Genomic DNA, 24,942 nt, shown 5'->3' on the forward strand with positions numbered 1-24,942 from the left:
GTTACGTAACTTAGCGCAGCGCTGTCAGGTTGCTGCGGCAGAAGTCGTGGTACTGGGCGCGCTCGCGGTGCTCGGCGCCGCTGGTGTGCTCGCCGTCGTGGTTGCTGCGCCAGCGCTCTCGGCGGCAGGCGCAGGCGCAGCATCCGTCGCGCCTGCCGGCGGTACTGTAGCGCCGGCACCGCCACGGAAATCGGTGACGTACCAGCCGGTTCCCTTGAGTTGAAAACCGGCGGCAGTCAATTGCTTCTTGAAGGTATCTTTATGGCACGTCGGGCACACTGTCAGCTGCGCGTCGGACATCTTTTGCAATACATCTTTAGCGAAGCCACAGGCTTCACAGCGATATGCATAAATTGGCATGGTAAAACTCCGCGAAAAGCGTACAAAACCCTGAATTATAAAGGTTTTTTCGGAAGTTACATCGTAGCGGCTGCGACGTCCGCAGTCAGTCTTCGGAAAGAAGGCGCCTGCGCCACACTTGCCAACGCTCGTTACCGGCAAATACTGGAATCGAATCGCTCACAGGCTGATCCTCAAGCAATTCAAAATACGGTCGCAATAACTGTTCCAACGCAGATCGCTCGATGCCGAACGGCGGCCCTTTCGGATCCGCGCCGAAAAAGAAAAATCCAGCCAGCGTCGCCCCCGGCGCCAATAGCGCGGCCCAGCGCTGAACGATGGCCGGGCGCATTGCCGGTGGTAACGCACACAGGAATGCCCGTTCGTAAATCAAGCCGAGCGGCCTGGCCGGCACAAACGTGAAGAAATCAGCCTGCTGCACCCGCGCCGCCCATGGTCCCAGGGCAGCCTGTGCCGCGCTGACCGCAGCCGCAGAAAAATCAATCGCTGTCACATCCCAACCGGCATTCGCCAGATAGGCCACTTCGTGACCGGCCCCGCATCCGGGAATCAAGGTCACGGCAGGCGCACTACGATTGATATAGTCCTGCAACGCCAGCGGCACACCACCCTGATCCCAAGGGGTAAAAGCCTGCTCGAAGCGTTCGTTCCAAAAGTCGGGCTTGACCGGATCGCGCGTCGAAAACGACGGTATCGGCGTGGCTGCCGGGTCAGGTATTGGTGCAGTCATGATGAGATAGAGTGCCTAAGATCAATCAAGAACACGCGCTGCGGATATTCTTATCCGCCGGAAAACAGGTAGCCCCAACGCTGAAAAATCAGCGTCAGCAACACCCCGCCCAATAATCCACCGCCAAAATACACCAGCACGCCGAGCAAATGATTGGTCCTCTTTTGCTCCGCAATCGCACGCAACATCAGTTCGCCCTGCTGATTCTGAGGACCCTCGACGACTTGCGTCAGGACCTGATGCACCAGACGCGGCAACTGCGGCAGCAATTTGCTGTAACGCGGCGCTTCGATTTTCAGATGCTGTATCAATCCACGCCAGCCAATCTGTTCGCTCATCCAGCGTTCCAGATACGGCTTCGCGGTTTTCCATAGATCCAGTTCGGGGTCCAGCTGGCGGCCCAGGCCTTCGACATTGAGCAGGGTCTTTTGCAGTAATACCAGTTGCGGCTGCACTTCCACATTGAAGCGGCGCGAAGTCTGGAACAGCCGCAGCAGCACCTGACCGAAGGAAATATCTTTCAGGGGGCGATCAAAAATCGGCTCGCAACAAGCGCGCACTGCCGATTCGAGTTCGTCCACGCGCGTCTCTTTCGGCGCCCAGCCAGACTCGATATGCGCTTCAGCGACGCGCTTGTAATCGCGCTGAAAAAAAGCCAGGAAGTTTTGCGACAGATAGTCTTTATCAAAGTCATTCAAGGTGCCGACGATACCGAAATCCAGAGCGATATAGCGGCCAAACGTGGCAGGCGCGACCGACACCAGGATGTTCCCCGGGTGCATATCGGCGTGAAAGAATCCATCCCGGAATACCTGGGTGAAGAAAATCTCGACACCGTCCCGCGACAGCTTCTCCAGATCGACGCCGGCAGCGCGCAAACGCTCCAGATGCGAAATCGGAATCCCATGCATGCGCTCCATCACGATCACCGACGATGAGCAATAGTCCCAGAACATTTCCGGCACCAGCAACAATTCGGAGTCGAGGAAATTACGGCGTAGCTGGCTGCCGTTGGCAGCCTCGCGCATCAGATCGAGTTCGTCATGCAGATATTTATCAAACTCGCCGACCACCTCCCGCGCCTTCAAGCGTTTGCCCTCAGCCCATATTTTTTCGATCAGCCTGGCGGCAAAATGCATCAACGCAACATCTTCGTCGATCGATTTTTTCATGCCGGGACGCAGCACCTTGACCGCCACTTCCCGGCCGTTTTTCAGCATCGCAAAATGGACCTGCGCAATCGAAGCCGAGGCCACCGGCTCGCGCTCAAAGCTGGCGAATAGCTGATCCGGATGCGCTTTCAGCGATTTCTGAATTTGCGCGATGGCAAGGTCCGAACTGAATGGCGGCACGCGGTCTTGCAGATTCGCCAGCTCGTCGACGATATCGCCCGGCACCAGGTCGCGCCGGGTCGATAGCACCTGGCCGAATTTAACGAAAATCGGGCCCAGCTCTTCCAGCGCCTTGCGCAAACGCTGACCACGCGGAGCCGTAAGATCGCGCCAGAAAAACAGCCAATTGATCAACTTCGAAATGCGTGGCTTGTCCAGCCCGGACACCACAATATCGTCCAAACCGTAGCGTACTGCGACGCGCACGATTTTCAGAACCCGCAGGAATTTCAGAATCATTGGTGCCCGGCTTTCATTGCATTTTTTGTGCGTTCGATGCGCTCTATACGCTTGGAGAGCCGTTCCAGGTCATCGCGCAATTTCGTTACGTCATTGGTGAAATCGGAAACCTCGTGCGGTCGTACCAGCAACGGCTGTTCCTCGAGAAAATATTCGGCGAGATTTTCCGCCAGCTTCTGATGCGTGGTTTGCAGCGCCGCCACGGTCGCCTTGGCTCCCGCGACCAGCCGGGTAGCGGCAATATCGCCGACCAGCTTGCTCAAATCGTGTTCCGCATCCCAGCGCAAGCCCTGCCCGACTTGCGAAATCGCATTCGCCAGATCGGCATCGCCCTCGATTTTGACGTAGGAAAACGCCCGCTCACGGTCCTGCGCCATCAATGGCAGATCGACTAACTTGAGCCGTATCGTGACATTCGGTTCGGTCTCGGCCGGCGCGGCCTGCAGCATGCCGTCAACGGTGATTTGCCATTTCAGGACCATGGCACCGCCGTCAATGCAGGCGATCTTGCCCGCATGGACGTCCAGCTTGCGCTGTGCCCACGGCTCTTGTGCCAGTAGGTGGTTGACGGCAGCGGTGATAGGTATGAAATTGAATGGAGGAGTCATGGTCACAAAACAAAACCGCCCGTGACAATTCACGGGCGGTCCAAGTTTATCAGAAGCGGTTTAAAACTTATGGCGCATCTGCAGGCAGATAGCGCCGCCGGCTGGAAACACTTACGCAAAACACATTTAATTGACTTGCTGAATCCCTGCGAGGATCCAGCCACCCGGCCCGGATACCGGCTTGGACAGATTCCACACCTCGGTAAATGGCTCGGCCGACGCTTCCGGCACTTCCTTGATCAGGCCGCTGAATTTAACGCTGGCGAGATAATTGGTACCAACCGTTTCGATGCCCATCAATTCGCCGTCGAGTTGCACCACATCGGTATTGTTGGCGGTAGCGCCGCGCTCCTGCAATTGCATTTTCAGTTCGCCAAACATTTCCGGCGTGGTGAATTCCCGAATATCGTTGGTGTCAGCCCGGTCCCACGCCGCTTGCAGCCGAATGAAATAGGTTTTCGCTGTGCGTACAAAACCCGGAACATCGAAATCCGCCGGAATGCCCCATGGCGCACTAACGTGATCAGCCAGTGCCGGCTGTTCAGTTTGCAATGTGGCAGGCCGTGCAGCGTCGAGACGAGAGCCGATTTCCGGCGTAAATCCAGAGTGACTGTTGCTCACCGGGTCGTTCACCGCATTGCCGGAGTAAGCGCTCGGGAAAGGGCCGGCAGGCGCAGCACTATTCTTGCGCATCAGCATCCGCACCACGAAAATCGCCGCAAATGCCAGCAACGCGATCATCAGGAACGATCCGGCAGCACCGCCGAAACCGAAGTGCGACATCAACGCTCCCAGGCCCAGACCAAGCAAAGCGCCGCCGAGGAGACCCTTCAACGGACTGGCCGGTTTGGGCGGTACGCCGGGTGCGGCGGCCGGCGCGGCCGGACGCGCCTGATTTGCAGTCGGGCCTGGTTGCATCGGACTAGTCGGACTAGTCGGCACCGAGCGGGAAATGCCGGAAGACTGCTTGCCGAATGAGCCGCCACCGCCCAGGCGTCGTGCTTCCGCGTTCGAAAGGGTGAGCGCCAACGCGCTCATGACCAACATCAGTACGACAAATATTTTCTTCATACCGCCTCCTGGCAGGGTACTTACAGTTTGATCCCGGTGTGCAACGCCGCCACACCAGCAGTTAAATTAAAGTACTGCACGCGCTCAAGCCCGGCTTCCTGCATCATCTGTTTCAGGGTTTCCTGATCAGGATGCATGCGGATTGACTCAGCCAGATAGCGGTAGCTTTCGGCGTCGTTGGCAATTTTCTTGCCCAACCATGGCAATACCGAAAACGAATACACGTCATATGGCTTCTTGAGCTGCGCACAGACTTTGGAAAATTCCAGCACCAACAGCTTGCCGCCCGGCTTCAGGACACGGCGCATTTCAGACAGCGCCACATCCTTATGGGTCATATTGCGCAAACCGAAGGCGACCGACACCCGATCGAAATAATTATCGGGAAACGGCAATTTTTCAGCGTCACATAGCAAAGTGGGGGTGGACAAGCCAGTATTCAAGACGCGGTCGCGCCCGACCCGCAGCATCGATTCATTGATATCGGTCAGCCACACCTCGCCAGTCGGCCCGGCGCGCTTGGCAAAAGCCTTGGCCAGATCGCCGGTGCCGCCGGCAATATCGAGCACTTTGAAACCGGGACGTATCCCAGCCTGGGCAATCGTGAAGGCTTTCCACAGGCGGTGCATGCCAGCCGACATCAGGTCGTTCATGACGTCGTATTTGGAGGCGACCGAATGAAAAACCTCGGCGACTTTATGTACCTTGTCTTCTTCCGAGACAGTTTTGTAACCGAAATGGGTGGTATTGGTCATGTTGGCAACCTTGTTAGAGCAGGGATGCATTATACAAGCCCGTCTCCTGATCTTGTTGCCATGCACAAAATAGAAGGCAGCGACAAAACCGGCCGTGCACGGCAAGATCAAGGCGCGTGCCGATATGCGGCGATGCCGGTTGAAAAAAGGACCGGCATCAACTGCCGTTTTGGCATATTCTGGAATCCCCCCGCACCGCCTCTCTACAGAGCGCTTAACGATGCGAAATTTGCTATTTTTGTTTGTACTGTCGTCACAAATCGCTTTGGCGCAAGACAGCGCACTGCCAACAGGCGTGCTGCAGCAAATACCGGCCGGATATGAAGTATTGAAGTTCCAGGGTGGATTGCTGAATAACGACAACCGCGTCGATTATCTGGTGGTCCTGAAAAGCAAGAAAGAACAACAGGTTTTTGATACAAGCCGAGAAGGCAGCAAGCGCCCCTTATTGATTTTTATCCAGAATAAAAATGGCGCGTTCGACCTTGCCAAAAGAAATGACAATATTGTATTGACCATTGCAGATGGCGGTCAGTGCGATCCGTTTGACAAGACCAACGCCGGCCTGGTTATCAAAAACCATTTTTTTACCGTCGAGAACGCAGTTGCCTGCGGTCAGCACTGGATCGACTACGTAACGTTCAAATATGACAGCAAAGCAAACGACTGGCTATTTCACAAGGAAGTGATCCAGTCCTGGCGCCTGAATCGGAACCAGGCGGCCGATGCTGACGCATTGGTGTCAAATGGCACAACGGTCAAGACCGCTGAAAAATCGGGACCCATACCATTTGATAAATGGTCGCATGGTTCCTGATCAGGCTTTATCAGCTTTGCCCGCCGCATTCGCCAGCTTGCTCAGCATCCGATCCAGCAGCCAGGGCTGGCGCTCCAGATCTTCGGCCCGTTCCTTGCGGCGGATCGCATTGCGCACTACCAGCGATCCCAGATAACGGATCGGTTCTGGCGGAAAGCTGCCGCGCGGGCCATCGGCCAGCGGGCTGCGACTCCATGCATTGTCGAGTCCAAGCACCAGCGACGACAATAACTGGCCGCCCATGTAAGTCGGTCCGACGCCGTTCCCCGAATAACCGAAACCATAGAAAATATTCGGATGATTATCGAGTTTCCCGAAGAAAGGGAAACCGGTGACCGAACGATCCGACGGCCCGTTCCAGCTGGCGGTAATCGGCACCTCGGCCAGCGCCGGGAAGAATGCATGCAAACTTTGCTTGAGTTGATCTTCGTAAGGCGAACGCTGATCAAAGACCGGCAGAATCCGGCCGCGCCAGGCAAAAGTGTTGCCGCCCTTGCCCAACATCAGACGGCCGTCTTCAGTCGTCCGGTAATAGAACACAAAAGTACGTGAATCAAGTACCGAAACGCCGTCCTTGAGGCCGATCTGCCGCAGCAGTTCAGGACATTTTTCGGTTATCACCATATCGCTGGAAACCACTGCCAGCGTGCGTTCAAATTGAGGGAAGCGGCTTGCCATCCAGGCATTCATGGCCAACACCATCTGGCCGACTTGCAGGGTGCCCGCTGGCGTTTGTATCGTTACTTGCCGACCGGGCGCAAATGTCAGCATCGGCGTTCTCTCATAAATCCGGATGCCCATTTCCAGCGCCACCCGGCGCAAGCCGCGCACCAGTTTGCCGGGATGCACAGTGGCCGCCAGTGGCGAATACACGCCGGCCAGATTCCGCGCCGAACCTGAGCGCCGCTGCACTTCGGCAGTTGACAGCGGCTGATACGAATTGATTCCGTGTTTGTCCAGCTCCTTTAACACCGGGTCCAGCACGCCCATCTGGGCCTGCGTGGTCGCGGTGTACAAGGTGCCATCCTGACGAAATTCGGCATCGATCCGATGCTTGCGACAGAACTCGGCAATATGCGTTACCGCCGCTTCGGACGCTTGCGCCAGGCGTATCGCTTCGGCCTCTCCAAACAAACGGCGCAGCGTAAAGAACTTGGTGGTCCAGGTCAGCAAGCAACCGCCATTGCGGCCGCTGGCGCCGGCGCCGCACAGATCGCTTTCGATAATCGCAATATCCAGCGCCGGATTCTGCTGCTTCAGTTGCAAGGCGGTCCAGAGGCCGGTAAAGCCGCCGCCGACAATGCCAACGTCGGCGCGCTGAGCGCCTTGTAATGCAGGCGTCAATTCTCCGTCAATCGACAGTGCGTGTTCCAGCCAGAATGGGCGCATGGGAAGCTATCCTCAAGAGTGAAAAAGTGCAACGGAGACCACTGATGTAAAGCGATGATTCGATGAGTGGCGCTACGCGCCGACCGTCCCGCAGCGCGCCATCAACGCAGCGAAATACGGTAGTCCCGGAGTGACCATGCCGGGATCTTTCGCCAGGTCGTCCCAGCGCCGCAAACGTAGCGCATCCGCGGCGTAAGGCCGGACGATGAATGCTGCGGCAGCTTCGGCAGAAAACACGCCACCTTGCAATGCAAGGCTGCGCCTGGAGTCTTCCGACAGCTTGTCAAAATAGGCGGCATCGGTCGCACACAAATAGCGCTTGGCATCCACGTGCAAGCGAATCGGCTCCAGGACTGCCGAACCAAACACACCACGCAGATACGGGATCGCAAAATACTGATGCGTATCGTCAATGCCGCGCGCCGACGGCGTTTCACCCTGCGGGTTCAGCAGGTGCCCGAGGTCATGCAGCAATGCGGCGCAGATCAGTTCCGGCGTGGCCCCGGCCTGCTCGGCCAGCGTTGCCGCTTGCAGGGCATGCTGGCGTTGCGTGACCGGTTCGCCGGCATACATGGCATCCCCGCCAGCCTCGAACAACGCGCAGATTTCTGGAATGGATAACATCGGATCAGTTCCAGGGCAGCGAATAGGTTTTCGTGTTGGAGAAGCTTTTCATGGCTTCCAGCACGCCTTCCTTGTAGCCGAGACCCGAGTCTTTGATGCCGCCAAATGGCGTCAGCTCCAGACGATAGCCTGGCACCTCTCGCACATTCACGCTCCCGACTTCCAGTTCGCGCACAAAGCGGGTGATGTAGTCCATGCGGTTGGTACATACCGACGACGACAAGCCGTAAGGCGTCGAGTTGGAAATCCGGATCGCATCGGCAATATCGGTACAGCGAATGACGGGCGACACCGGCCCGAACGTTTCTTCGGCGACCAGCTTGCAATCGGCCGGCACGTGGTCCAGCACGGTCGGCGAGTACAACGCACCGGCGCGGATATTGCCATATAACAGTCTGGCGCCGTGGCGCTCGGCATCCTTCACCTTGGCTTCGAACTCGATCGCCGCACGTTCATCGATCACCGTTCCCATATCGTTGTCGGGGTCCATCGGATCGCCGAACTTTAGCAACCGCGTCTTGGCCACCAGCCGCTCGACAAATTCATCAGCGACCGCCCGATGCACGATCATGCGTTTGATCGCGGTACAGCGCTGGCCGGAATTCTTGTACGAGCCGGACACCGCCAGGGTCGCCGCTTCTTCGATATCGGCATCTTCCATCACGATGATCGGATCGTTGCCGCCCAACTCCAGGACCTGACGCTTGTAGACGGCCTTGCCGGCGATATATTTTCCGATCGGCACGCCGCCGGTGAAGGTGACCAGATCGACATCGGGATTGGTCAGCATTTCGTCGGCGATTTCCTTTGGATCGCCGGTCACTACCGAGAACATTTCCGGCGGCAATCCGGCTTCGTACAAAATATCGGCCAACAGCAACGCAGAAAACGGGGTCTTCTCGGTGGGCTTTAACACCATCCGGTTATTCGTCGCGATCGACGGCGCGACTTTGTGCGCGACCTGATTGAGCGGATGATTGAACGGCGTAATGGCCGAAATCGCGCCGAGCAACGGCTCTTTCATCGTGTAGACCTTGCGCTGCTTGCCATGCGGCGTCAGGTCACAGGAAAACACCTGACCGTCATCGACCAGCGCCTGATTGGCGGCAAACACAAAGACATCGCAGGCACGGCCGACTTCATACAGCGAGTCTTTCTTGCACAGTCCCGATTCGGCTGTGATCAAATCGGAAATGGCATCGGTATTGGCACGCAATATTTCCGACGCCCGCAACATGATCCTGGAGCGCTCGTAACGCGTCAGCGCCGACTTGAACTGACGGGCGATGCGAAAGGCGTCGCGGATGTCGCCGACAGTCGCCTTTGGAATCGTCCCGACCAGCGCACCGCTGTAGGGATTCAGCACTTCGATCCGACGTTCATTCCCGACCAGTTTTCCGGCAATCCGCATCTTCTGATGCAAGGGTTCACCTTCTTTGAGTTTGCGCAATTCGCTTAGCATCGACATTTCATCTCCCGATTAATTGACTATCCATAAAGCAACAAGGACGCACTGCTGTTGGACATCCTTCATCCGCCCAAGTGCCGCAATACCAACATCAGACCGCGGCATGCATCGCCAGGTAAAACACGTCGAAATTACGCAGCCGATGATCGGACGGAATCGGCCCCAGCTGACGGTTGAACATCAGCGGCACCCGTTGTTCCGATATCCCGCCATGCGAACGCAATGGCAGTTTCAGTTCAGACAAATCATGCCGTGTGGTGGAGGTACCGATCACCGTCAGGCGTTCGCTGACCACCACCAGGTCGCCGATACGGTCCGCCGGCAACTCAAAGCGGGCAGCGGCATCGGCGCGCGTCAACACCAGCTCGATGCCGGGAAGCGCGCCGATCTGCCTGGAAACGCTCTCCAGATCCGTCCCCGCGTTCAGATACACGGTGGCGTAAGAACCCAGGGCGCCGTGGTGCACGACATACGGATCGGTAATCGGCAAAATCACCCGCGTTTTTCCGCTTCCTGCCTTGGCGTCCAGCATGTCCTGCAGATAAATGACGTTTGGCCGCCCTGCACTGTCGGTCTTGGCGTTCATGCCGTGATCGGCGGTCAGGCCGATCACCGCGCCCAGCGCATCGAGTTGGGTCAGGTAGTGATCCATCATGGCGTAAAAAGCATTGGCACCGGGTGTGCCGGGCGCAAATTTATGCTGGATGTAATCGGTGGTCGACAGGTACATGATGTCTGGACGCTGGGTCGCCAGGAGCTTGACGCCGGCGGCAAACACGAACTCCGACAATTCGGCGCTATACACGGACGGCAGCGGCATGCCGACCAGTTCCAGCAAATTGTCGATGCCGTTTTGTTCCAGCGTGGCCTGATCGGCCGTCTCGGCCGAGAAGCAAATACCGCGCATCTTGTGACCGAGCAAACTGCGCAATTTATCCTTGGCTGTGACGACCGCGACCCTGGCCCCAGCGTCAGCGAAGGCCGCCAGTATGGTGCCGGCGCGCAGGTATTTGGCATCATTCATCATGACTTCCTGATTCGCTTCGCGGTCCAGAAAATAATTCCCGCAAATGCCATGTACCGAAGGCGGGACCCCGGTGACTATCGACAGATTGTTCGGGTTGGTAAAACTGGGCACCACGCAGTCGCCGCTGAGTACGGTTCCCTGTGCCACCATTTTTTTCAAGAACGGCGTCACACCGGCCTGTATCGCCTGATTGATATATTCCTGTTCACAACCGTCAACACACACAACGACGACCGGTTGCTTCATCCACGGATAGCTGCGGCCATTGACCTGCAGGGTTTTGGTGCTGGACATTAGTTAGCCTTTCGGTTTGAGAGGGAGGCGGAGGGATTAGCTGCAACTGCAGCCGCATGCGCCCGGTGCATGCGGTGACGACCGGCCATCGCATGCTCGCGCATGATGTGGCCGGCCTCTTGAGGATTGCCGGTAGCAATCGCATCAACGATTCGGTGGTGTTCGGCGGTCGAGGTTGGCAGACTGCCGCTCTGCGCCAGCGCCGAGCGCCGGTACAGATTCAACTCGTTCACCAGACGGCGATAGGTGTGTATCAGTTTGTGGTTGTTGCTCATGTTCAACAGCAAATCATGGAATTCCAGATTCATCCGTGAATAGCCATCGACGTCACCGCCGGCAGCGACGCTATCCATACGATCCAGAAGCGCACGCAACTCCAGGACCTGAGCAGCGCTGACCGTGCTGGCCAGCTTGCGCCCGATCAGTTCATCCAGAGCGCCGCGCACTTCATAAATGTCGTCGGCTTCCTCCAGTGAAATCTGGCGGACAAAAACACCGCAATTTTTTTCCTGCTGCACCAGGCCGACCTCTTCCAGTGCGCGAAAAGCCTCCCGTACCGGCCCGCGTGAGACACCCAGCATTTCTGCCAGCGTGACCTCGTTAAGCTTGTCGCCCGCCACCAGATCGCCGGCCAGAATCATGCGTTCAAGTTCTTTCTGCACCAGCGAAGGCAAGGAATTTTTCTGGATCAGGGCGATGGTGCTCATAGTGCGGCTGGTAGTCATGGGGATCTTTTTATCTAACGAGTGATTGCACTTTAATTCAACAAGGTGTAGATTGTCAACAAAATACAAGAGACATAATGCAATCTGCAGAAAGTTGCAAAAATGCTGCGAATTGATGGGACGGTTGGCACAAAGTGGGAGATTTGCGATGGCGAGCGGGCGCAAACAGCGAACCGTCAATTAGAACAAGCTTTTGTGACCGGCCGATGAAGCAAGGAAGGCGTTGAGATGGATCAAGTAGGTGAGTGCAGGTGAATTACAGCGAACGACGGATTACAGCGTTTTGACACTGATTGATGACCCCACAGGAGATGACAATGAGCATAAAAATAAAGCCGCAATTTTTACAACTGTTGCACAAGGCAGCAATCATCACGACCCTGGCGCTGGCAGCCGGGACGACCCAAGCCCAGCCAAAAACCGCGCTGCTGGTTTACACGGCCATCGAAAGCGATGCCATGAAGGCCTACAAGGATGGCTTTGAAAAAGCCCATCCGGATGTGGAGATTCGCTGGGTGCGCGACTCTACCGGCGTCATCACCGCCAAGTTGCTGGCCGAAAAGAATAATCCGCAAGCGGATGTGGTGCTCGGCGTCGCCGCCAGCAGCCTGGCATTGCTGAGCCAGGACGGCATGTTGACGCCCTATGCGCCGACCGGCCTGAAAGACCTGAATCCGGCCTATTCCGATCGCGCCCGGCCGCCGGCCTGGGTCGGCATGGATGTCTGGGGTGCGACGGTCTGCTTCAACACCATCGAAGCCAAGAAGCTGAATCTGCCCAAACCGACCAGCTGGAAAGATCTGACCAAGCCTATCTATAAGGGCCAGATCGTCATGCCGCATCCGGCCTCCAGTGGCACCGGCTATCTGGACGTCACTGCCTGGCTGCAAATGTTCGGTGAGGCCGACGGCTGGAAATACATGGATGCGCTGCATCAAAACATTGCGCAATACACCCATTCCGGCTCCAAGCCTTGCACCATGGCCGGCACTGGCGAATTCCCGATCGGCATTTCATTTGAATTCCGGGCGCATCAAGTCAAGGGCAGCGGCGCGCCGGTCGAGCTGATTTTCCCGCAAGAAGGCTTGGGTTGGGATATCGAAGCCAGCGGTATCATGAAGGGCACGAAAAATCTGGAAGCGGCCAAGAAACTGGTCGATTGGATGAGCACCAAAGAAGCTAACCAGATCAGCGCCACCTGGTGGGCTATCGTGGCCTACCCCGGGATCGCCAAAAAAGTGGAAGGCATCCCCGAAAATTACGAAAAATTGCTGGTAACAAATAACGACTTCAACTGGTCCGCCAAGAATCGCGCCCGCATTCTTGCCGAATGGGGCGACCGGTATAACGCCAAAGCAGAAAAGAAGTAAATCCCCCGGCGCTAAAATTTGCCATTCAGCGGGTTGAGCGGCAACTTTTTAGCTCTGGCGTAAGGACATTATCAAGAGAGGATTTGCCATGCCCAAGCAGAATCAGTATCTGGTACTTGAAAACATCTCGAAGTCTTTCGGTAACTTCCACGCCTTGCGCGACATCAATCTGACCATTGCAGAAGGCGAGTTTGTCTGCTTTCTGGGCCCCTCCGGCTGTGGAAAGACCACGCTGTTGCGCATCATCGCAGGCCTCGAAAGTCAGGATCAGGGGCGCATCAGCCAAGCCGGGAAAGATATTTCGTGGCTGCCGCCGATCAAGCGCGACTATGGCATCGTGTTTCAGTCGTACGCGCTGTTCCCGAATCTGAGCATTGCCGAAAATGTCGCCTACGGACTGGTTAACCGCGGGCAATCGCGGGCCAGCACCACGACCCGCGTCGAAGAATTGCTGACACTGGCAGGCTTGCCGACCAGCGGCAACAAATTCCCGGGTCAGCTATCCGGCGGCCAGCAACAGCGCATTGCACTGGCACGCGCCCTGGCCACCGCGCCCGGCCTGCTGTTGCTGGACGAGCCGTTATCGGCACTGGACGCACTGGAACGGGTGCGCCTGCGCGGTGAAATCCGCCAGTTGCAGCAACGGTTGGGCGTCACCACCATCATGGTCACGCATGACCAGGAAGAAGCGCTGACGATGGCCGACCGCATCGTGGTCATGAATCAGGGCGAGATCGAACAGATCGGCACGCCGCAACAGATCTATTTGCAGCCGGGTTCGCCGTTTGTCGCCGCGTTCGTCGGCAAAGTGAATATCCTGCGCGGCACCTCGCTCGGCGACGGCCGCTTCCGCATCGGCAATCTGGATTTCCACTGCGAATCGCGGGTCGATCATGTGCCGGCCGGCGATCCGGTCAAGGTGTATTTGCGGCCCGAAGATTTTGTCGCCCGCGATGCAGAAAACCGGACCCGCAACAACGCCATGGCGCAGGTGCTGAAAATCGAATTCCTGGGGGCCTTCAGTTACCTGACGGTGGCACTCGAGGGCATGGAGCAACAACCGGTGCTTGCTTCCATGTCGCTGAATCTGTTGAAAGAGTTGCGCCTGAGCGTCGGCAGTAAAGTGCTGTATGGATTGCTGCCCGAACGGATACGGGTGTATCCCGATCAGGACGGCGACCGCCGTGCCATGCCCGCGGTGGCGGAGGCAGCATGAGCAGGTCCGCCAACGCGTTGTCGATGACAGCCGCGCCAGCCTTCAAATCGTGCAGAGGCCGGGGCCGCCAGCAAAGCCATTGGCACGACCGCATCGGCCACTTGCTGTTGCTGTGCGTCTGCATCGGGCTGGCCATCTTCCTGCTGATGCCGGTGCTGATGATTTTGATCCAAAGCGTGCAGGATCAGGATGGCCGTTACGTCGGCCTGCGCCAATTCGTCGAATACATGTCGACCCCGGCGCTACGCCAATCGGTCGCCAATACGCTGATGATTGCAACCTCGGTCACGCTGCTGGTGATCCCGACCGCGTTCACCTTTGCATACGCACTGACGCGCAGCATGATGCCGTGCAAGCGCTTGTTTCGCACCCTGTCGCTGATTCCGATTTTAGCGCCGTCGCTGCTGGCGGCGATCTCCTTCATCCAGTGGTTCGGCACCCAGGGCGTACTCAAAGGCCTGCTCGGCGGCAGCACGATTTACGGTCCGCTCGGCATCATCATCAGCGAAACCTACGGCGTGTTCCCGCATGCACTGATGATCATCATCACCGCACTGACACTGGCCGATGGCCGCTTGTACGAAGTGGCTGAATCGCTGGGTACCAGCACCATGCGCAAGTTCTGGACGATCACGCTGCCAGGCGCCAAGTACGGTTTGATTAGCGCGGCGCTGGTGGTGTTCACCTTCACCGTCAACGATTTCGGCGTCCCGAAAGTGATCGGCGGCGAGTTCAATGTGCTGGCGATGGATGTTTATCAGCAAGTCATCGGCCAGCAGAACTTCAACAAAGGCGCGGTCGTCAGTCTGCTGCTGTTGTTGCCGGCACTCATGGCTTTCGTCATCGATTTCACGATCCGGCGCAAGCTGCAATCGCAATTATCGGCGCGTGCAGTGCCTTACGTACCCAAGAAAAGTCGCGGCTTCGATGCATTGATGCTGCTCTATTGCGCGATCATCTGCGCGTTGATGCTGGCGGTGCTGGGCATGGCCATTTTTACGTCGTTCATCAAACTCTGGCCCTACAACCTGTCGCTGAGTTTCGACCATTACTATTTCGGCCTGGTTGAAGGCGGCATCCTGGAATCGTATTTGAACAGCCTGAAACTGGCGCTGTATGTGGTCATCTTCGGTACCACGCTGATCTTCAGCAGCGCTTATCTGGTCGAAAAGACCCGCGGCCTGAATGGCGTGCGCCCCGTGATCAGGATGCTGGCGTTGTTGCCTATGGGCGTGCCGGGACTGGTGCTGGGTCTGGGCTACATCATGTTCTTCAATCATCCTTCCAACCCGTTGAGCTTTCTGTATCACGGCATGCTGATTCTGGTGCTGTCGACCGTGGTGCATTACTTCACCTCCAGCTATCTGACGGCTGTGACGGCGCTGAAAGCCATCGATAACGAGTTCGAAGCAGTATCCGCCTCGCTCAAGGTGCCGTTCTACAAAACCTTCTTGCGCGTCACCGTGCCGGTCTGCCTGCCGGCGGTGCTGGATATCGGTCGTTACCTGTTCATCAACGCCATGACCACCATCTCGACCGTGGTGTTTCTGTACGCGCCGGATACCACGCTGGCGTCGGTCGCGATCCTGAATCTGGAAGCCGAAGGGAAGATCGGGCCAGCCACCGCGATGGCGACGCTGATCGTACTGACTTCGGCGCTGGTATGCGGCCTGTATGCGCTGACTACCCGCGTGTTGCTGAAAAAAGCGCAGCGCTGGCGCCGCACCGTTTGAGCTGGTTGCCGCTATTCATTAAAGTTAATATTTCTCCTGTCCCCAACCAAAGGAAATGCCATGAGCCTCGTTAGCCGCGATCCCATCCTTCTCACTCCAGGACCATTGACCACCTCCCTCGCCACCAAGACCGCCATGCTGCGTGACTGGGGTTCGTGGGATGCCTCGTTCAACGCCATCACCGCTGAAGTCCGCAAGCAATTGCTGGATATCGCGAATGCGCACGAACACCACGTCTGCGTACCGATGCAAGGCAGCGGCACGTTCTCGATTGAAGCGGCGGTGAATACGCTGCTGCCACGCGACGGCCACATGCTGGTGCTGATCAACGGCGCTTACGGCAAACGCATGGCCCGGCTGGTGGAGATGATGGGACGCAAGGTCTCGGTATTTGAAACAGCGGAAGATGTACCGACCACGGCGGCCGATGTCGAGCATCTGCTCAGCGCTGACCTCAGCATCACCCACGTCGGCCTGATCCATTGCGAAACCAGTACCGGCATCCTGAATCCGCTGCAGGAGATCGCCGACGTTGTCGTCCGCCATCAACGCAGCCTGATCATTGACGCGATGAGCTCATTCGGCGCACTCGCAGTCGATGCTGCCAAGCTGCCTTTCGACGCGTTGATTGCCGCCAGCGGCAAATGCATTGAAGGGCCACCGGGAATGGGCTTTGTGCTGGTCCGCAAAAGCGTGCTGGAAAAAGCCGCAGGCAACGCGACTTCGCTATCGCTGGATCTGTACGATCAGTGGAGCTACATGGAGAAAACCACACAGTGGCGTTTCACGCCGCCAACCCATATCGTGGCGGCATTTCATCAGGCCCTGAAGCAGTTTGTCGCGGAAGGCGGTCAGCCGGCCCGGCTGGCGCGCTATCGGAAAAATTATGAAGCACTGATGGCTGGCATGCAGGAACTCGGACTGAAGTCATTTCTCGATCCGCAGATCCAGGCGCCGATCATCGTGACGATCCATGCGCCCGACAGCAGCAATTACGAATTCAAGCGTTTCTATAACCAGGTGCGCGACAAAGGATTCGTGCTGTATCCAGGCAAACTGACACAGGCGGAAACCTTCCGCATCGGTTGTATCGGTGCGATTGGCGCAGATGAAATGCGGCAGGCGGTACACGCAATCGGCGATGCATTCCGGGAGATGGGGATCAAGACGAGGAATGCGATGAACTCTTAAAACCCGCTTTAGCTGGTCTAGGATAAATTAGTTTACGCATTGCTGGCCACCCTGACACGATGAAACCCGAATCACAACGCTTCATTAAGCGCGCTTTCCAGATCGCGGTCGATGATCAGTTCGTTGACTAGACCCATCCGGATCGCCTGGACCAGGCTTTCGAGTTTGTCGCGACCGAAGGCGACGACGATGTTGCCGCCACGGCCGCGGCCGCCAACCGCCCGTTTGGCGATAGCGGCCAGCCGATCCAGGCTGAGTCCAGTCCACATTCCGTTGATTTCATCGACCAGGTGTTTCCTTGCCGGCGTCAGCGTCGGCTTCGGGATCAGGATGCCCCCGATGTCCCCGACGACCAGTTCCCGCAGCGTGTCTGCGTCGATTTCCGCCGCCATCAATAGTTCCGCCGTACTGCCCCGGACCGGCGCGCTTGCCGATCCGACGCTCGTGATCAGCGTGTCCATCCGGTCCACAAAGGAGTTCGGACCGATGAATATCTTTTCATAGGATGCCGTCTCGCAAATGTATTCGCGAATGGCGCGCGCCTTTGCTTCGCCGTACCGCTTGGGGATGAAAGCGGGAATGCCGGTCATTTGCAGTCTCATCCCATGATCGCCGTTGAAGATCTGATTGAGGCGAGCGGCCAGCCAGGATGATGAAAAGTCGGGAACGTCGAGCGCCACGAGTTCCGCGCAGATTGGGACGAATTGCACGACCGCCCGGGCCGAGCGCGTCGCGATCGGCGGCAAGCCGTCGATCAGGAAGTTCAGGGTGCTACCCCAGGCCACACCTACCACGCTCGCGCCTGAGACGAGTTCGGCCAGCCGGCCGCTCGCCGCGCGGCCGAAGCGGCGGCCCTGATCGCGCACGGCCGCAGGCGTGTCGCCCTGTTCGCCGCTGTCGAAGACGCTCAGCCTTGGACCGATACCGCCCGTCTTGCGTGCGAACTTTTCGAGCGAGATCGAGAGCTCCTGCGATTCGAGAACGCGGCGAACCTCGTTCATCCGCTCGACCGGCACCATTTCTTCAACGAATCGTTGCTCGGTGACGAGCAAGCCGATCTCCTGCGCACGCGCCAGGAGCCGGGAGACATGCGACTGCGATATGCCGCCCAGTCGCCGGGCGATCTCTTCTTGAGACATACCATGCCGCGCATACAGATACGCGGCTTGCTGAGTGCGCAGTTCGCGCAAGAGCGGTTCGTTATTTGCCACGACATCCCCCAAAAAAAGATTGCTCGCGCAAGCCGCGCGCCATGCAACGCGACCTCGCTGTTCATGCGGCCGCGAAGGCAGTTATGCATATATATGCCGGCATAAGTATGCCAGATGGTTATTTTTATTGCAACGCGTGTTCAAGCACCGTAGGATCACTTCCCAAGAGTTCCGCTACTGGGCAATCCAGAAGCCAACCAAGAACGATCTGTCCAACGCGGATCGACAATAACTTCCTAAAAGGAGACACATGATGAAGTTCCATCGCAGAGCCGTGGTCATCGGAATGGCGTGCCTGTTGGCCGCACCCTTTGGCTTGTCCGCCATTCCCGCCCAAGCCGCCGACAAGATCAAGATCGGCTTCCTTCTCAAGACCATGCAAGAGGAGCGCTATCAGCGCGACAAAGCGGCATTCATTGCCAAGGCCAAGGCGCTCGGCGCCGACGTCATCTTCGACTCGGCCAACAACGACGAGCAAACCCAGTTGGCGGCCTTCGAGAACATGGTGTCGAAGGGTGCGCAAGTCATCGTCATGCAGCCGGTCAACAGCGGCACCGCCGGCAGCATGGTCAAGTCCGCGCACCAACGCGGCGTCAAGGTCGTCGGCTACGACTCGATGCTGGTCAACGGCCCACTCGACGCCATGGTCATGCAGGACAGTTGGGCCGTCGGCCGAGCCCAGGCGAAAGCCATGGTCGATTGGCTCAAGCTCAAGAACGGCGCGGTCAAGGGCAACGTGGCGCTGATCAGGGGACAACCCGGGGATTCCAACGCCAATGCAATGAGCAGCGGCGTACTGGAAGTCCTGAAGGCCAACCCCGGTCTCAAGCTGATTGCCGACCAGGCGCACGAAGGATGGTCGCCTGACAAAGCGATGGCGACCACCGAGAACCTGCTCACGAAATACCACAACAAGGTCGACGCCATCATCTGCAACAACAGCGGCATGGCGCGCGGCGTGATCGCCGCCCTGGATGCCCAAGGCCTGGCTAGCGCCGACAAGGTGTTCGTCGCCGGCTCCGACGCCGACCTGGTCAACATGCAATACATCGCCAAAGGCAAGGAAGCGGCCGAGGTCTGGAAGAAAATCGCGCCGCTCGCCGAGACGGCCGCCGAAGTGGCCGTGAAACTCGCGCAAAACCCCGGCAAGGATCCGAAGACCATCCTGAAGGTCGACAAGATGATCAACAACGGTGCGGTCGACGTGCCCACAATCGTCACACCGGTCGTGCTGGTTGACCGGAAGAACCTGGACAGCACGATCATCGCCGAGGGGTTCTACTCCCACAAGCAGGTCTACGGCAACTAACCAGACGCGTTCGCATGCGCCCGCAGCCCCGCCAATCGGAGCGCGCGGTTGCGCCCGTCCTAAAGCTTACCGGCATCACCGGGAGAGCTGAAATCCTGTGTCCTGGTCACAGCAGGGATACCCATACAATCAAGGTGTAAGCCAATGTCTGAAGTCATTTTGAAGATGGAGCGCATTGTTAAGGAGTTTCCCGGCGTCAAAGCGCTGGACAACGTGAATTTCGAAGCGCGATCCGGGGAGCTTCTCGCTCTGATGGGCGAGAACGGCGCCGGAAAATCCACGTTGATGAAAGTTCTCAGCGGTGTGTGGCCTTGCTCTACTTATCAGGGCGACATTTACATAAAAGGCGAGAGAAAAAGATTTCACAACACCCGCGAAGCCGAAGAGGCCGGGGTGGCGATCATCTATCAGGAATTGAACCTGATTCCCGAGATGACCGTTGCCGAAAACATCTTCCTCGACCGCCAATCCACGAACGCTGTCGGCGCCATCGATTGGCAGAAGCTGAATGCGGAGACGCAGGCTCTCCTCGATGAGCTGGGCATCAAGGATTTCAAGCCAACCGACCTGGTCAAGAGCATCACCGTCGGCAAACAGCAGATGGTAGAGATTGCGAAGGCGCTTTCCAAGCGTGCGCGGATTCTTGTGCTGGACGAGCCCACTTCCGCGCTGACCGAAAAGGAAGTGGCCGATCTGTTCAGGATCATCCGGAAGCTGAAAAAAGACGGCGTCTGCATGTGCTACATCTCCCACAAAATGGAGGAGATACAGCAGATCGCCGACCGCATCGTCGTGCTGCGCGACGGCCAGACCATCGGCGCCGTTACGCCGATTGCCGAGATTACGCTCGACCAGATCATTGCCAGAATGGTCGGCCGCGACATCAAGGACATGTTCCCCAAGCGAGAGCAGATTCGCGGCGAAAAATTCCTGGAAGTCAGGAACCTGGAAGTCGATCATCCCGACCTGCCAGGCGAGAAGAAGGTCAAGAACGCATCGTTCTCGTCCTATCGCGGCGAAATCCTGGGCATTTGCGGACTCATGGGCGCCGGACGGACTGAACTGGTCTCCGGCATATTCGGCGCGTTTCCGGGAGCTACCCGCGGTGAGGTCTTCATCGACGGCAAGCAGGTCGCAATCCGCTCGCCCCGCGACGCGATCAGCCACGGCATCGCGCTGCTCACCGAGGACCGGAAAGCGCTCGGCCTGTTCCTCGGCGAATCGATCACCTTCAACACGACGATCAGCTCGCTGAAGACAATCAGCAGCAAGCTTCTCGGCGTCATCGATGCCGGCAAGGAACGCGTGCTGGTCAACCAATATGTCAAGCAACTCGGCGTGAAAACGGCCAGCATCGAGACGGTCATCGGCACGCTCAGCGGCGGCAACCAGCAGAAGGTCATCCTGGGCAAGTGGCTCAACTCGTGCCCGAAGCTTTTCATCCTCGACGAGCCAACGCGCGGCATCGACATCGGCGCCAAGGTCGAAATCTACAAACTGCTGACCAAACTGGCGGAAGAAGGCGTCGCCATCATCATCATTTCGTCCGAGTTGCCGGAGGTGCTCGGCATGAGCGACAGGATACTGGTCATGGCCGAGGGCAGCATCGTCGCTGAATTCACGCGCAACAGCGCCGACCGAGAAACCATCATGGAATACGCGACCGGCGCACGCCGGCCGGGAAAGTGAACTGCAATGCAAAAAAATCATCTGCTCCATTTCATCAAGACTAACGCAACACTGATTGCGCTTGTCGTCCTGACCGTCGGGCTGGCTTTTGCCGACGACTCGTTTTTCACCGCGCGCAATCTCAGCAACCTGGCGCGGCAAGTCACCATCGTCGGCATTATCGCAGTCGGCATGACCGCAGTGATCCTGACCGCCGGCATCGATCTGTCGGTCGGCTCGGTTGTCGGTGTGGCCGCGGTTGCCGTGACGCTGCTCATGCAATATGGATTAAGCGTCTGGCTGGCAGTGCCGCTCACGCTGGTCATCGTCGGCGGCTTCATCGGCGTCTGGAACGGTTTCTGGATCGCGCATTACAAGATACCGCCGTTCATCATCACGCTGGGTATGCTGACCATCGCCCGCGGTGCGGCGTTGACCTTGACCGGCGGCAGTTCGGTCCCGGTTTCCGACCCGTCGTTCGCGAACATTGGCGGCGCCTATATTCCGCCCACGGCGGCCCTGGTGATCCTGGCGATCGTCGCGGCGCTGTATGCCTACTCGCTCGTCAGGGGCCTGGCGCAAAGCAAGAAATACGGCGCGGCCGTGGCGGTCGACAAGCTGGTAACGAACGTCATCGTGGCCGCCATCGGCTTGGCGCTCGCCGTCTTCATCTTCGGGCGCGATGACGGTCTGCCGGTTCCGGTTGCCATCTTTGCCGTCATCGCCGGCATCGCAATCTTTATCCTCAAGAACACTCGCGTCGGCCGACGGCTCTACGCCATGGGCGGCAACGAGGAAGCGGCCCGCTTGTCCGGCATCAACACTTTCCAGACCAAGATGATCGTATACGTGTCGGTTTCGGTACTGTCGGCGCTGGCGGGCATCTTGCTGGCCTCACGACTGAACGGCGCCTCGCCCAATCTCGGCACCATGTTCGAACTGGATGCGATCGCCGCCGTGGTGATCGGCGGCACCAGCCTGGCCGGCGGCTCCGGCACGATCGGCGGCACCATCATCGGCGCGCTGATCATCGGCGTGCTCAACAACGGCATGAGCCTGCTTGGCGTGTCGACCTTCTACCAGCTCATCATCAAGGGATTGATCATCATCCTGGCGGTCTGGTTCGACGTCCTCCAGAAGCGGAAATAGCCCGTCGTCGCCGGCCTTTACACCATGGCACAAATTAATGGAAACTAGGCGTAAGCGCGCCGCCTCGCCCCTCCCACGGCCGGCGGCGTTCCATCGATCCCGGGAATGCCTTGCGATGTCTGCGATCTTACGGCGCGATCCGGTACGCGCAAGACGTCGAAGGACGCCCTGCCTTAAGCAAAGCAAGCCAATGAAAATCAGTGTACTCGGCCCTATCCCGAGAGATATGGTTGCAACCCACAAGGGTGACGTGTTCGAAAAATACGGCTGCGTCATCTACACGACGGCGGCGCTGTCGATGCTCGTCGGCAAGGAGGATCGCATCGTACCGGTCACGCATGTGAGCGAGAGCGACGCGCCGAAGGTTCGAGACATCTTGTCAGCATTTCCATCCGTCGATCTGCAGCATGTCTCCTCGAGCGCGGACGGCGGGGATATCGTCTCGCTGACCTATCTCGACCAGAACACGCGGCTCGAACGGCAGACCGGTTTCATGGCGCCGATCGTGCCGGGCGATGTCGCCGGTCTCCTCGACAGCGACGCGTTCATCTGCCTGCCGATCTCCGACTACGAGGTGCCGTGCGCCACCCTGGCCTATATCAAGCAGAACAGTGCGGGGATCGTGATTCTCGATGCGCATGGACCGACCAACGCGATCACGCGCAATGGCGAGCGCGTCCACAAGTTCTGGTTCGAGCGCGATCTGTGGCTGCCCTATATCGACATCCTCAAGATGAACTTGCAGGAGGCCGGCTGCAGCTGGTTCAAGTCGGCTTATACGTTCGAGGCGCTGCAGGATGGGTCGGACATCGGCCTCGACGAACTGCCGAAATTCGCTACTCACTGCATCGAGCTCGGCGTCAAGGCCGTCTGCGTGACGCTGGATCAGCATGGCTGCGTCGTCTATTTCCGTGACGCAAGCGGCAAGATCCAGGAGCATTTCGTCCAGCGCGTGCAGGTCAAACACGTGGTCGACACCACCGGCTGCGGCGACTCCTTCGCCGCCGGGCTGGCGTTCGGCTACCTCAAGACAGGCGACTACGTAAAGGCCTGCCAATACGGCAACGCGATCGGTGCCCAGCGATGTGCCGGAAGCGCGCTCGCCATCTACGAAAGCCTCGAAGGCACCGAGCGCCAGATCGCTATAACCTACGGTGAAGCCGCATCCCGCTGACGCCTGCCATGCGGCTCGACTTTGCCTTTCCCGGAACCGAATGACGAATCATGCAACAGGCACCAATGAACGACTTATCGCTAAATCTCCAGGCGGCACGGCCCAAGGCCGATTGCCGTCTTCGATCAACTCTGCCAGTGCTGCACCCAGCCACGCCATCGGAATGCGGATATGAACAAGTTCGGTGATCGCCCCGCGCTACGCGGTTTCATTTTCGACCTGGACGGCGTGCTCGTCGACACGGTGCCCGCGCATATCCAGGCATGGGGCCGGACGTTCCAGGAATTCGGCTATCCGTTCACGAACGAACTGTACGAGCGGGAAATCGACGGCCGCCCGCGCCTCGACGCGCTACGGGCCGTCATGACCGACGCCGATCCGCAACGGCTCGCGCTGGCCGCTGAGATCAAGAATAATTACTTTATTGACAATATAGAAAACGGCCTTTACAGCAGGTTCGATTCGTCGAATCGTTTCATTGGCCGGTGGCGCCAAAGGGACATCCGCATGGCTGTTGCCTCAAGCAGCACCAACGTGAAGTCCATCCTGGAGAAAATAGGCTTGCTCGATGCGATCGATGCCGTCATCGGCGGCGACGATGTCGAGTTCGGCAAGCCGCACCCCGAAGCCTTTCTCAAGGCCGCGCGTGACATGGGCCTGGCGGTGGACGATTGCGTTGTATTCGAAGACGCCGCGGTCGGCGTGCAGGCCGCCAAGCGCGGCGGGTTCTTCTGTGTCGGCATTCATCGCTATGGCGACGTTGCCCGGTTGGCGGGCGCGGACCTGATCGTGACGGATCTCGACGAGTTGGACGATGAAGTGATGATGTCATTGCGCCTCAGGACATCCTCCAAAGCAATTTAGGGGCCGGGGAGAAAGGGAACAGTGATCAGCCGCAACCATGACCGCCGGCAGTCTTGGCCGTCATCGACAAATCCCGCCCGGCCTCGCGTCCATGCCCCGCCGCATCCAGGCGCTGCAAATAATCTTCCCACAGCGCATCCTGCTCGCGGCCTAATTTGTACAGGTAATTCCAGGTAAAAATACCGCTTTCGTGGCCATCGGAAAAGGTCGGTTTGACGGCGTAATTTCCAACTGGATCCAGGGCCGCCAACGTGACGTTACGCTTGCCTGTTTGCAACGTCTGCTGACCTTCGCCGTGCCCTTGCACTTCGGCTGACGGCGAATACACGCGCAGCAGTTCAAACGGCAGCGAGAAAGCGGCGCCGTCGTCAAAAACGATTTCCAGCACGCGCGATTGCTGCCGCGCGGTGAACGATACGGGGATCGGAGTTGGAGCAGATTGTTTGGAGCCGAGCATGATTTATCCGTGGGTAAAAATCGATGGGGAATTTGGTGATGCGTTACGTAGATAGGTAACAAGCATACTACGCAATTGTAGGGCGGATGAGGGTAGCCGCT

The 24,942-nt window shown here is 58.0% G+C and carries 23 protein-coding genes; 10 read left to right on the forward strand and 13 right to left on the reverse strand.

Going from position 1 to position 24,942, the window contains the following annotated elements:
* Window positions 1-24 precede the first annotated feature (24 nt).
* From AC3CHX_RS24410 to ubiE, 6 genes are all read right to left on the reverse strand, one after another.
* Window positions 25-360: an FmdB family zinc ribbon protein gene (locus AC3CHX_RS24410; protein ID WP_488630550.1), complete on the reverse strand. Its 336-nt coding sequence runs from the start codon at window positions 358-360 to the stop codon at window positions 25-27.
* Window positions 361-445: 85 nt separating this feature from the next.
* Window positions 446-1,090 (reverse strand): methyltransferase domain-containing protein, encoded by a 645-nt coding sequence (locus tag AC3CHX_RS24415; protein WP_488630551.1) that lies wholly within the window; start codon window positions 1,088-1,090, stop codon window positions 446-448.
* A gap of 50 nt (window positions 1,091-1,140) precedes the next feature.
* On the reverse strand, window positions 1,141-2,721 hold the full coding sequence (ubiB, locus tag AC3CHX_RS24420; RefSeq protein ID WP_488630552.1) for a ubiquinone biosynthesis regulatory protein kinase UbiB: 1,581 nt from the start codon (window positions 2,719-2,721) through the stop codon (window positions 1,141-1,143).
* Complete coding sequence (locus tag AC3CHX_RS24425) at window positions 2,718-3,329, reverse strand: ubiquinone biosynthesis accessory factor UbiJ (RefSeq protein ID WP_488630553.1); 612 nt, start codon at window positions 3,327-3,329, stop codon at window positions 2,718-2,720. Before AC3CHX_RS24425 ends, ubiB begins: the two co-directional genes overlap by 4 nt.
* Window positions 3,330-3,455: 126 nt before the next feature.
* Window positions 3,456-4,400 (reverse strand): Tim44 domain-containing protein, encoded by a 945-nt coding sequence (locus tag AC3CHX_RS24430; RefSeq protein ID WP_488630554.1) that lies wholly within the window; start codon window positions 4,398-4,400, stop codon window positions 3,456-3,458.
* Window positions 4,401-4,420: 20 nt separating this feature from the next.
* Entirely contained in the window at window positions 4,421-5,155 is a 735-nt protein-coding gene (gene ubiE / locus AC3CHX_RS24435) for a bifunctional demethylmenaquinone methyltransferase/2-methoxy-6-polyprenyl-1,4-benzoquinol methylase UbiE (RefSeq protein WP_488630555.1), read from the reverse strand.
* A 94-nt stretch (window positions 5,156-5,249) separates the two neighbouring features.
* On the opposite strand from ubiE, the gene AC3CHX_RS24440 reads away from it, so the two are divergent.
* Window positions 5,250-5,972, forward strand: a complete 723-nt coding sequence (locus AC3CHX_RS24440; protein ID WP_488630556.1) for a hypothetical protein — start codon at window positions 5,250-5,252, stop codon at window positions 5,970-5,972.
* On the opposite strand, the gene AC3CHX_RS24445 is transcribed toward AC3CHX_RS24440, so the two are convergent.
* The 5 genes from AC3CHX_RS24445 to AC3CHX_RS24465 all read right to left on the reverse strand — a co-directional run bounded on the left by AC3CHX_RS24445 (window position 5,973) and on the right by AC3CHX_RS24465 (window position 11,499).
* Window positions 5,973-7,361, reverse strand: a complete 1,389-nt coding sequence (locus AC3CHX_RS24445) for an FAD-dependent oxidoreductase (RefSeq protein WP_488630557.1) — start codon at window positions 7,359-7,361, stop codon at window positions 5,973-5,975. It lies immediately after the preceding gene.
* Between the two features lie 72 nt (window positions 7,362-7,433).
* Window positions 7,434-7,985: a phosphonate degradation HD-domain oxygenase gene (locus tag AC3CHX_RS24450; protein ID WP_488630558.1), complete on the reverse strand. Its 552-nt coding sequence runs from the start codon at window positions 7,983-7,985 to the stop codon at window positions 7,434-7,436.
* Between the two features lie 4 nt (window positions 7,986-7,989).
* A complete protein-coding gene (gene phnY, locus AC3CHX_RS24455) occupies window positions 7,990-9,447 on the reverse strand; it encodes a phosphonoacetaldehyde dehydrogenase (RefSeq protein ID WP_488644925.1) in 1,458 nt (485 codons plus the stop codon).
* A 97-nt stretch (window positions 9,448-9,544) separates the two neighbouring features.
* A complete protein-coding gene (gene phnA / locus AC3CHX_RS24460) occupies window positions 9,545-10,774 on the reverse strand; it encodes a phosphonoacetate hydrolase (protein WP_488630559.1) in 1,230 nt (409 codons plus the stop codon).
* On the reverse strand, window positions 10,774-11,499 hold the full coding sequence (locus AC3CHX_RS24465) for a phosphonate utilization associated transcriptional regulator (RefSeq protein ID WP_488630560.1): 726 nt from the start codon (window positions 11,497-11,499) through the stop codon (window positions 10,774-10,776). Before AC3CHX_RS24465 ends, phnA begins: the two co-directional genes overlap by 1 nt.
* A gap of 311 nt (window positions 11,500-11,810) precedes the next feature.
* On the opposite strand from AC3CHX_RS24465, the gene AC3CHX_RS24470 reads away from it, so the two are divergent.
* From AC3CHX_RS24470 to AC3CHX_RS24485, 4 genes are all read left to right on the forward strand, one after another.
* Window positions 11,811-12,869: a putative 2-aminoethylphosphonate ABC transporter substrate-binding protein gene (locus AC3CHX_RS24470; RefSeq protein ID WP_488630561.1), complete on the forward strand. Its 1,059-nt coding sequence runs from the start codon at window positions 11,811-11,813 to the stop codon at window positions 12,867-12,869.
* Between the two features lie 88 nt (window positions 12,870-12,957).
* Window positions 12,958-14,085, forward strand: coding sequence for a putative 2-aminoethylphosphonate ABC transporter ATP-binding protein (locus AC3CHX_RS24475; RefSeq protein WP_488630562.1), 1,128 nt, complete (start codon window positions 12,958-12,960; stop codon window positions 14,083-14,085).
* On the forward strand, window positions 14,082-15,818 hold the full coding sequence (locus AC3CHX_RS24480) for a putative 2-aminoethylphosphonate ABC transporter permease subunit (RefSeq protein WP_488630563.1): 1,737 nt from the start codon (window positions 14,082-14,084) through the stop codon (window positions 15,816-15,818). Before AC3CHX_RS24475 ends, AC3CHX_RS24480 begins: the two co-directional genes overlap by 4 nt.
* Before the next feature lie 60 nt (window positions 15,819-15,878).
* Window positions 15,879-17,009, forward strand: coding sequence for a 2-aminoethylphosphonate--pyruvate transaminase (locus tag AC3CHX_RS24485; RefSeq protein WP_488630564.1), 1,131 nt, complete (start codon window positions 15,879-15,881; stop codon window positions 17,007-17,009).
* 71 nt (window positions 17,010-17,080) lie between these two features.
* On the opposite strand, the gene AC3CHX_RS24490 is transcribed toward AC3CHX_RS24485, so the two are convergent.
* A complete protein-coding gene (locus tag AC3CHX_RS24490) occupies window positions 17,081-18,220 on the reverse strand; it encodes a sugar-binding domain-containing protein (RefSeq protein WP_488630565.1) in 1,140 nt (379 codons plus the stop codon).
* A gap of 250 nt (window positions 18,221-18,470) precedes the next feature.
* On the opposite strand from AC3CHX_RS24490, the gene AC3CHX_RS24495 reads away from it, so the two are divergent.
* The 5 genes from AC3CHX_RS24495 to AC3CHX_RS24515 all read left to right on the forward strand — a co-directional run bounded on the left by AC3CHX_RS24495 (window position 18,471) and on the right by AC3CHX_RS24515 (window position 24,384).
* A complete protein-coding gene (locus AC3CHX_RS24495; RefSeq protein WP_488630566.1) occupies window positions 18,471-19,529 on the forward strand; it encodes a sugar ABC transporter substrate-binding protein in 1,059 nt (352 codons plus the stop codon).
* 144 nt (window positions 19,530-19,673) lie between these two features.
* Window positions 19,674-21,218, forward strand: coding sequence for a sugar ABC transporter ATP-binding protein (locus tag AC3CHX_RS24500; protein ID WP_488630567.1), 1,545 nt, complete (start codon window positions 19,674-19,676; stop codon window positions 21,216-21,218).
* Window positions 21,219-21,224: 6 nt separating this feature from the next.
* A complete protein-coding gene (locus AC3CHX_RS24505; RefSeq protein WP_488630568.1) occupies window positions 21,225-22,346 on the forward strand; it encodes a sugar ABC transporter permease in 1,122 nt (373 codons plus the stop codon).
* 190 nt (window positions 22,347-22,536) lie between these two features.
* On the forward strand, window positions 22,537-23,520 hold the full coding sequence (locus AC3CHX_RS24510) for a carbohydrate kinase family protein (protein WP_488630569.1): 984 nt from the start codon (window positions 22,537-22,539) through the stop codon (window positions 23,518-23,520).
* 171 nt (window positions 23,521-23,691) lie between these two features.
* Entirely contained in the window at window positions 23,692-24,384 is a 693-nt protein-coding gene (locus AC3CHX_RS24515) for an HAD family hydrolase (protein ID WP_488630570.1), read from the forward strand.
* Window positions 24,385-24,409: 25 nt separating this feature from the next.
* Here the strand turns inward: AC3CHX_RS24515 and AC3CHX_RS24520 are convergent, their stop codons facing one another.
* Entirely contained in the window at window positions 24,410-24,841 is a 432-nt protein-coding gene (locus tag AC3CHX_RS24520; RefSeq protein WP_488630571.1) for a gamma-butyrobetaine hydroxylase family protein, read from the reverse strand.
* Window positions 24,842-24,942 lie beyond the last annotated feature (101 nt).

Source organism: Glaciimonas sp. OK215 (assembly GCF_057787885.1).

Excerpts from the sequence above, each read along its gene's own strand:
- phnY (WP_488644925.1), bottom strand. The coding sequence starts at position 9,447 with ATGCTAAGCGAATTGCGCAAACTCAAAGAAGGTGAACCCTTGCATCAG.
- AC3CHX_RS24485 (WP_488630564.1), top strand. The coding sequence starts at position 15,879 with ATGAGCCTCGTTAGCCGCGATCCCATCCTTCTCACTCCAGGACCATTG.
- AC3CHX_RS24480 (WP_488630563.1), top strand. The coding sequence starts at position 14,082 with ATGAGCAGGTCCGCCAACGCGTTGTCGATGACAGCCGCGCCAGCCTTC.
- AC3CHX_RS24465 (WP_488630560.1), bottom strand. The coding sequence starts at position 11,499 with ATGACTACCAGCCGCACTATGAGCACCATCGCCCTGATCCAGAAAAAT.
- phnA (WP_488630559.1), bottom strand. The coding sequence starts at position 10,774 with ATGTCCAGCACCAAAACCCTGCAGGTCAATGGCCGCAGCTATCCGTGG.
- AC3CHX_RS24475 (WP_488630562.1), top strand. The coding sequence starts at position 12,958 with ATGCCCAAGCAGAATCAGTATCTGGTACTTGAAAACATCTCGAAGTCT.
- AC3CHX_RS24510 (WP_488630569.1), top strand. The coding sequence starts at position 22,537 with ATGAAAATCAGTGTACTCGGCCCTATCCCGAGAGATATGGTTGCAACC.
- AC3CHX_RS24445 (WP_488630557.1), bottom strand. The coding sequence starts at position 7,361 with ATGCGCCCATTCTGGCTGGAACACGCACTGTCGATTGACGGAGAATTG.
- AC3CHX_RS24450 (WP_488630558.1), bottom strand. The coding sequence starts at position 7,985 with ATGTTATCCATTCCAGAAATCTGCGCGTTGTTCGAGGCTGGCGGGGAT.
- AC3CHX_RS24415 (WP_488630551.1), bottom strand. The coding sequence starts at position 1,090 with ATGACTGCACCAATACCTGACCCGGCAGCCACGCCGATACCGTCGTTT.
- ubiB (WP_488630552.1), bottom strand. The coding sequence starts at position 2,721 with ATGATTCTGAAATTCCTGCGGGTTCTGAAAATCGTGCGCGTCGCAGTA.
- AC3CHX_RS24495 (WP_488630566.1), top strand. The coding sequence starts at position 18,471 with ATGATGAAGTTCCATCGCAGAGCCGTGGTCATCGGAATGGCGTGCCTG.
- ubiE (WP_488630555.1), bottom strand. The coding sequence starts at position 5,155 with ATGACCAATACCACCCATTTCGGTTACAAAACTGTCTCGGAAGAAGAC.
- AC3CHX_RS24430 (WP_488630554.1), bottom strand. The coding sequence starts at position 4,400 with ATGAAGAAAATATTTGTCGTACTGATGTTGGTCATGAGCGCGTTGGCG.
- AC3CHX_RS24500 (WP_488630567.1), top strand. The coding sequence starts at position 19,674 with ATGTCTGAAGTCATTTTGAAGATGGAGCGCATTGTTAAGGAGTTTCCC.
- AC3CHX_RS24470 (WP_488630561.1), top strand. The coding sequence starts at position 11,811 with ATGACAATGAGCATAAAAATAAAGCCGCAATTTTTACAACTGTTGCAC.
- AC3CHX_RS24505 (WP_488630568.1), top strand. The coding sequence starts at position 21,225 with ATGCAAAAAAATCATCTGCTCCATTTCATCAAGACTAACGCAACACTG.
- AC3CHX_RS24520 (WP_488630571.1), bottom strand. The coding sequence starts at position 24,841 with ATGCTCGGCTCCAAACAATCTGCTCCAACTCCGATCCCCGTATCGTTC.
- AC3CHX_RS24515 (WP_488630570.1), top strand. The coding sequence starts at position 23,692 with ATGAACAAGTTCGGTGATCGCCCCGCGCTACGCGGTTTCATTTTCGAC.
- AC3CHX_RS24410 (WP_488630550.1), bottom strand. The coding sequence starts at position 360 with ATGCCAATTTATGCATATCGCTGTGAAGCCTGTGGCTTCGCTAAAGAT.
- AC3CHX_RS24425 (WP_488630553.1), bottom strand. The coding sequence starts at position 3,329 with ATGACTCCTCCATTCAATTTCATACCTATCACCGCTGCCGTCAACCAC.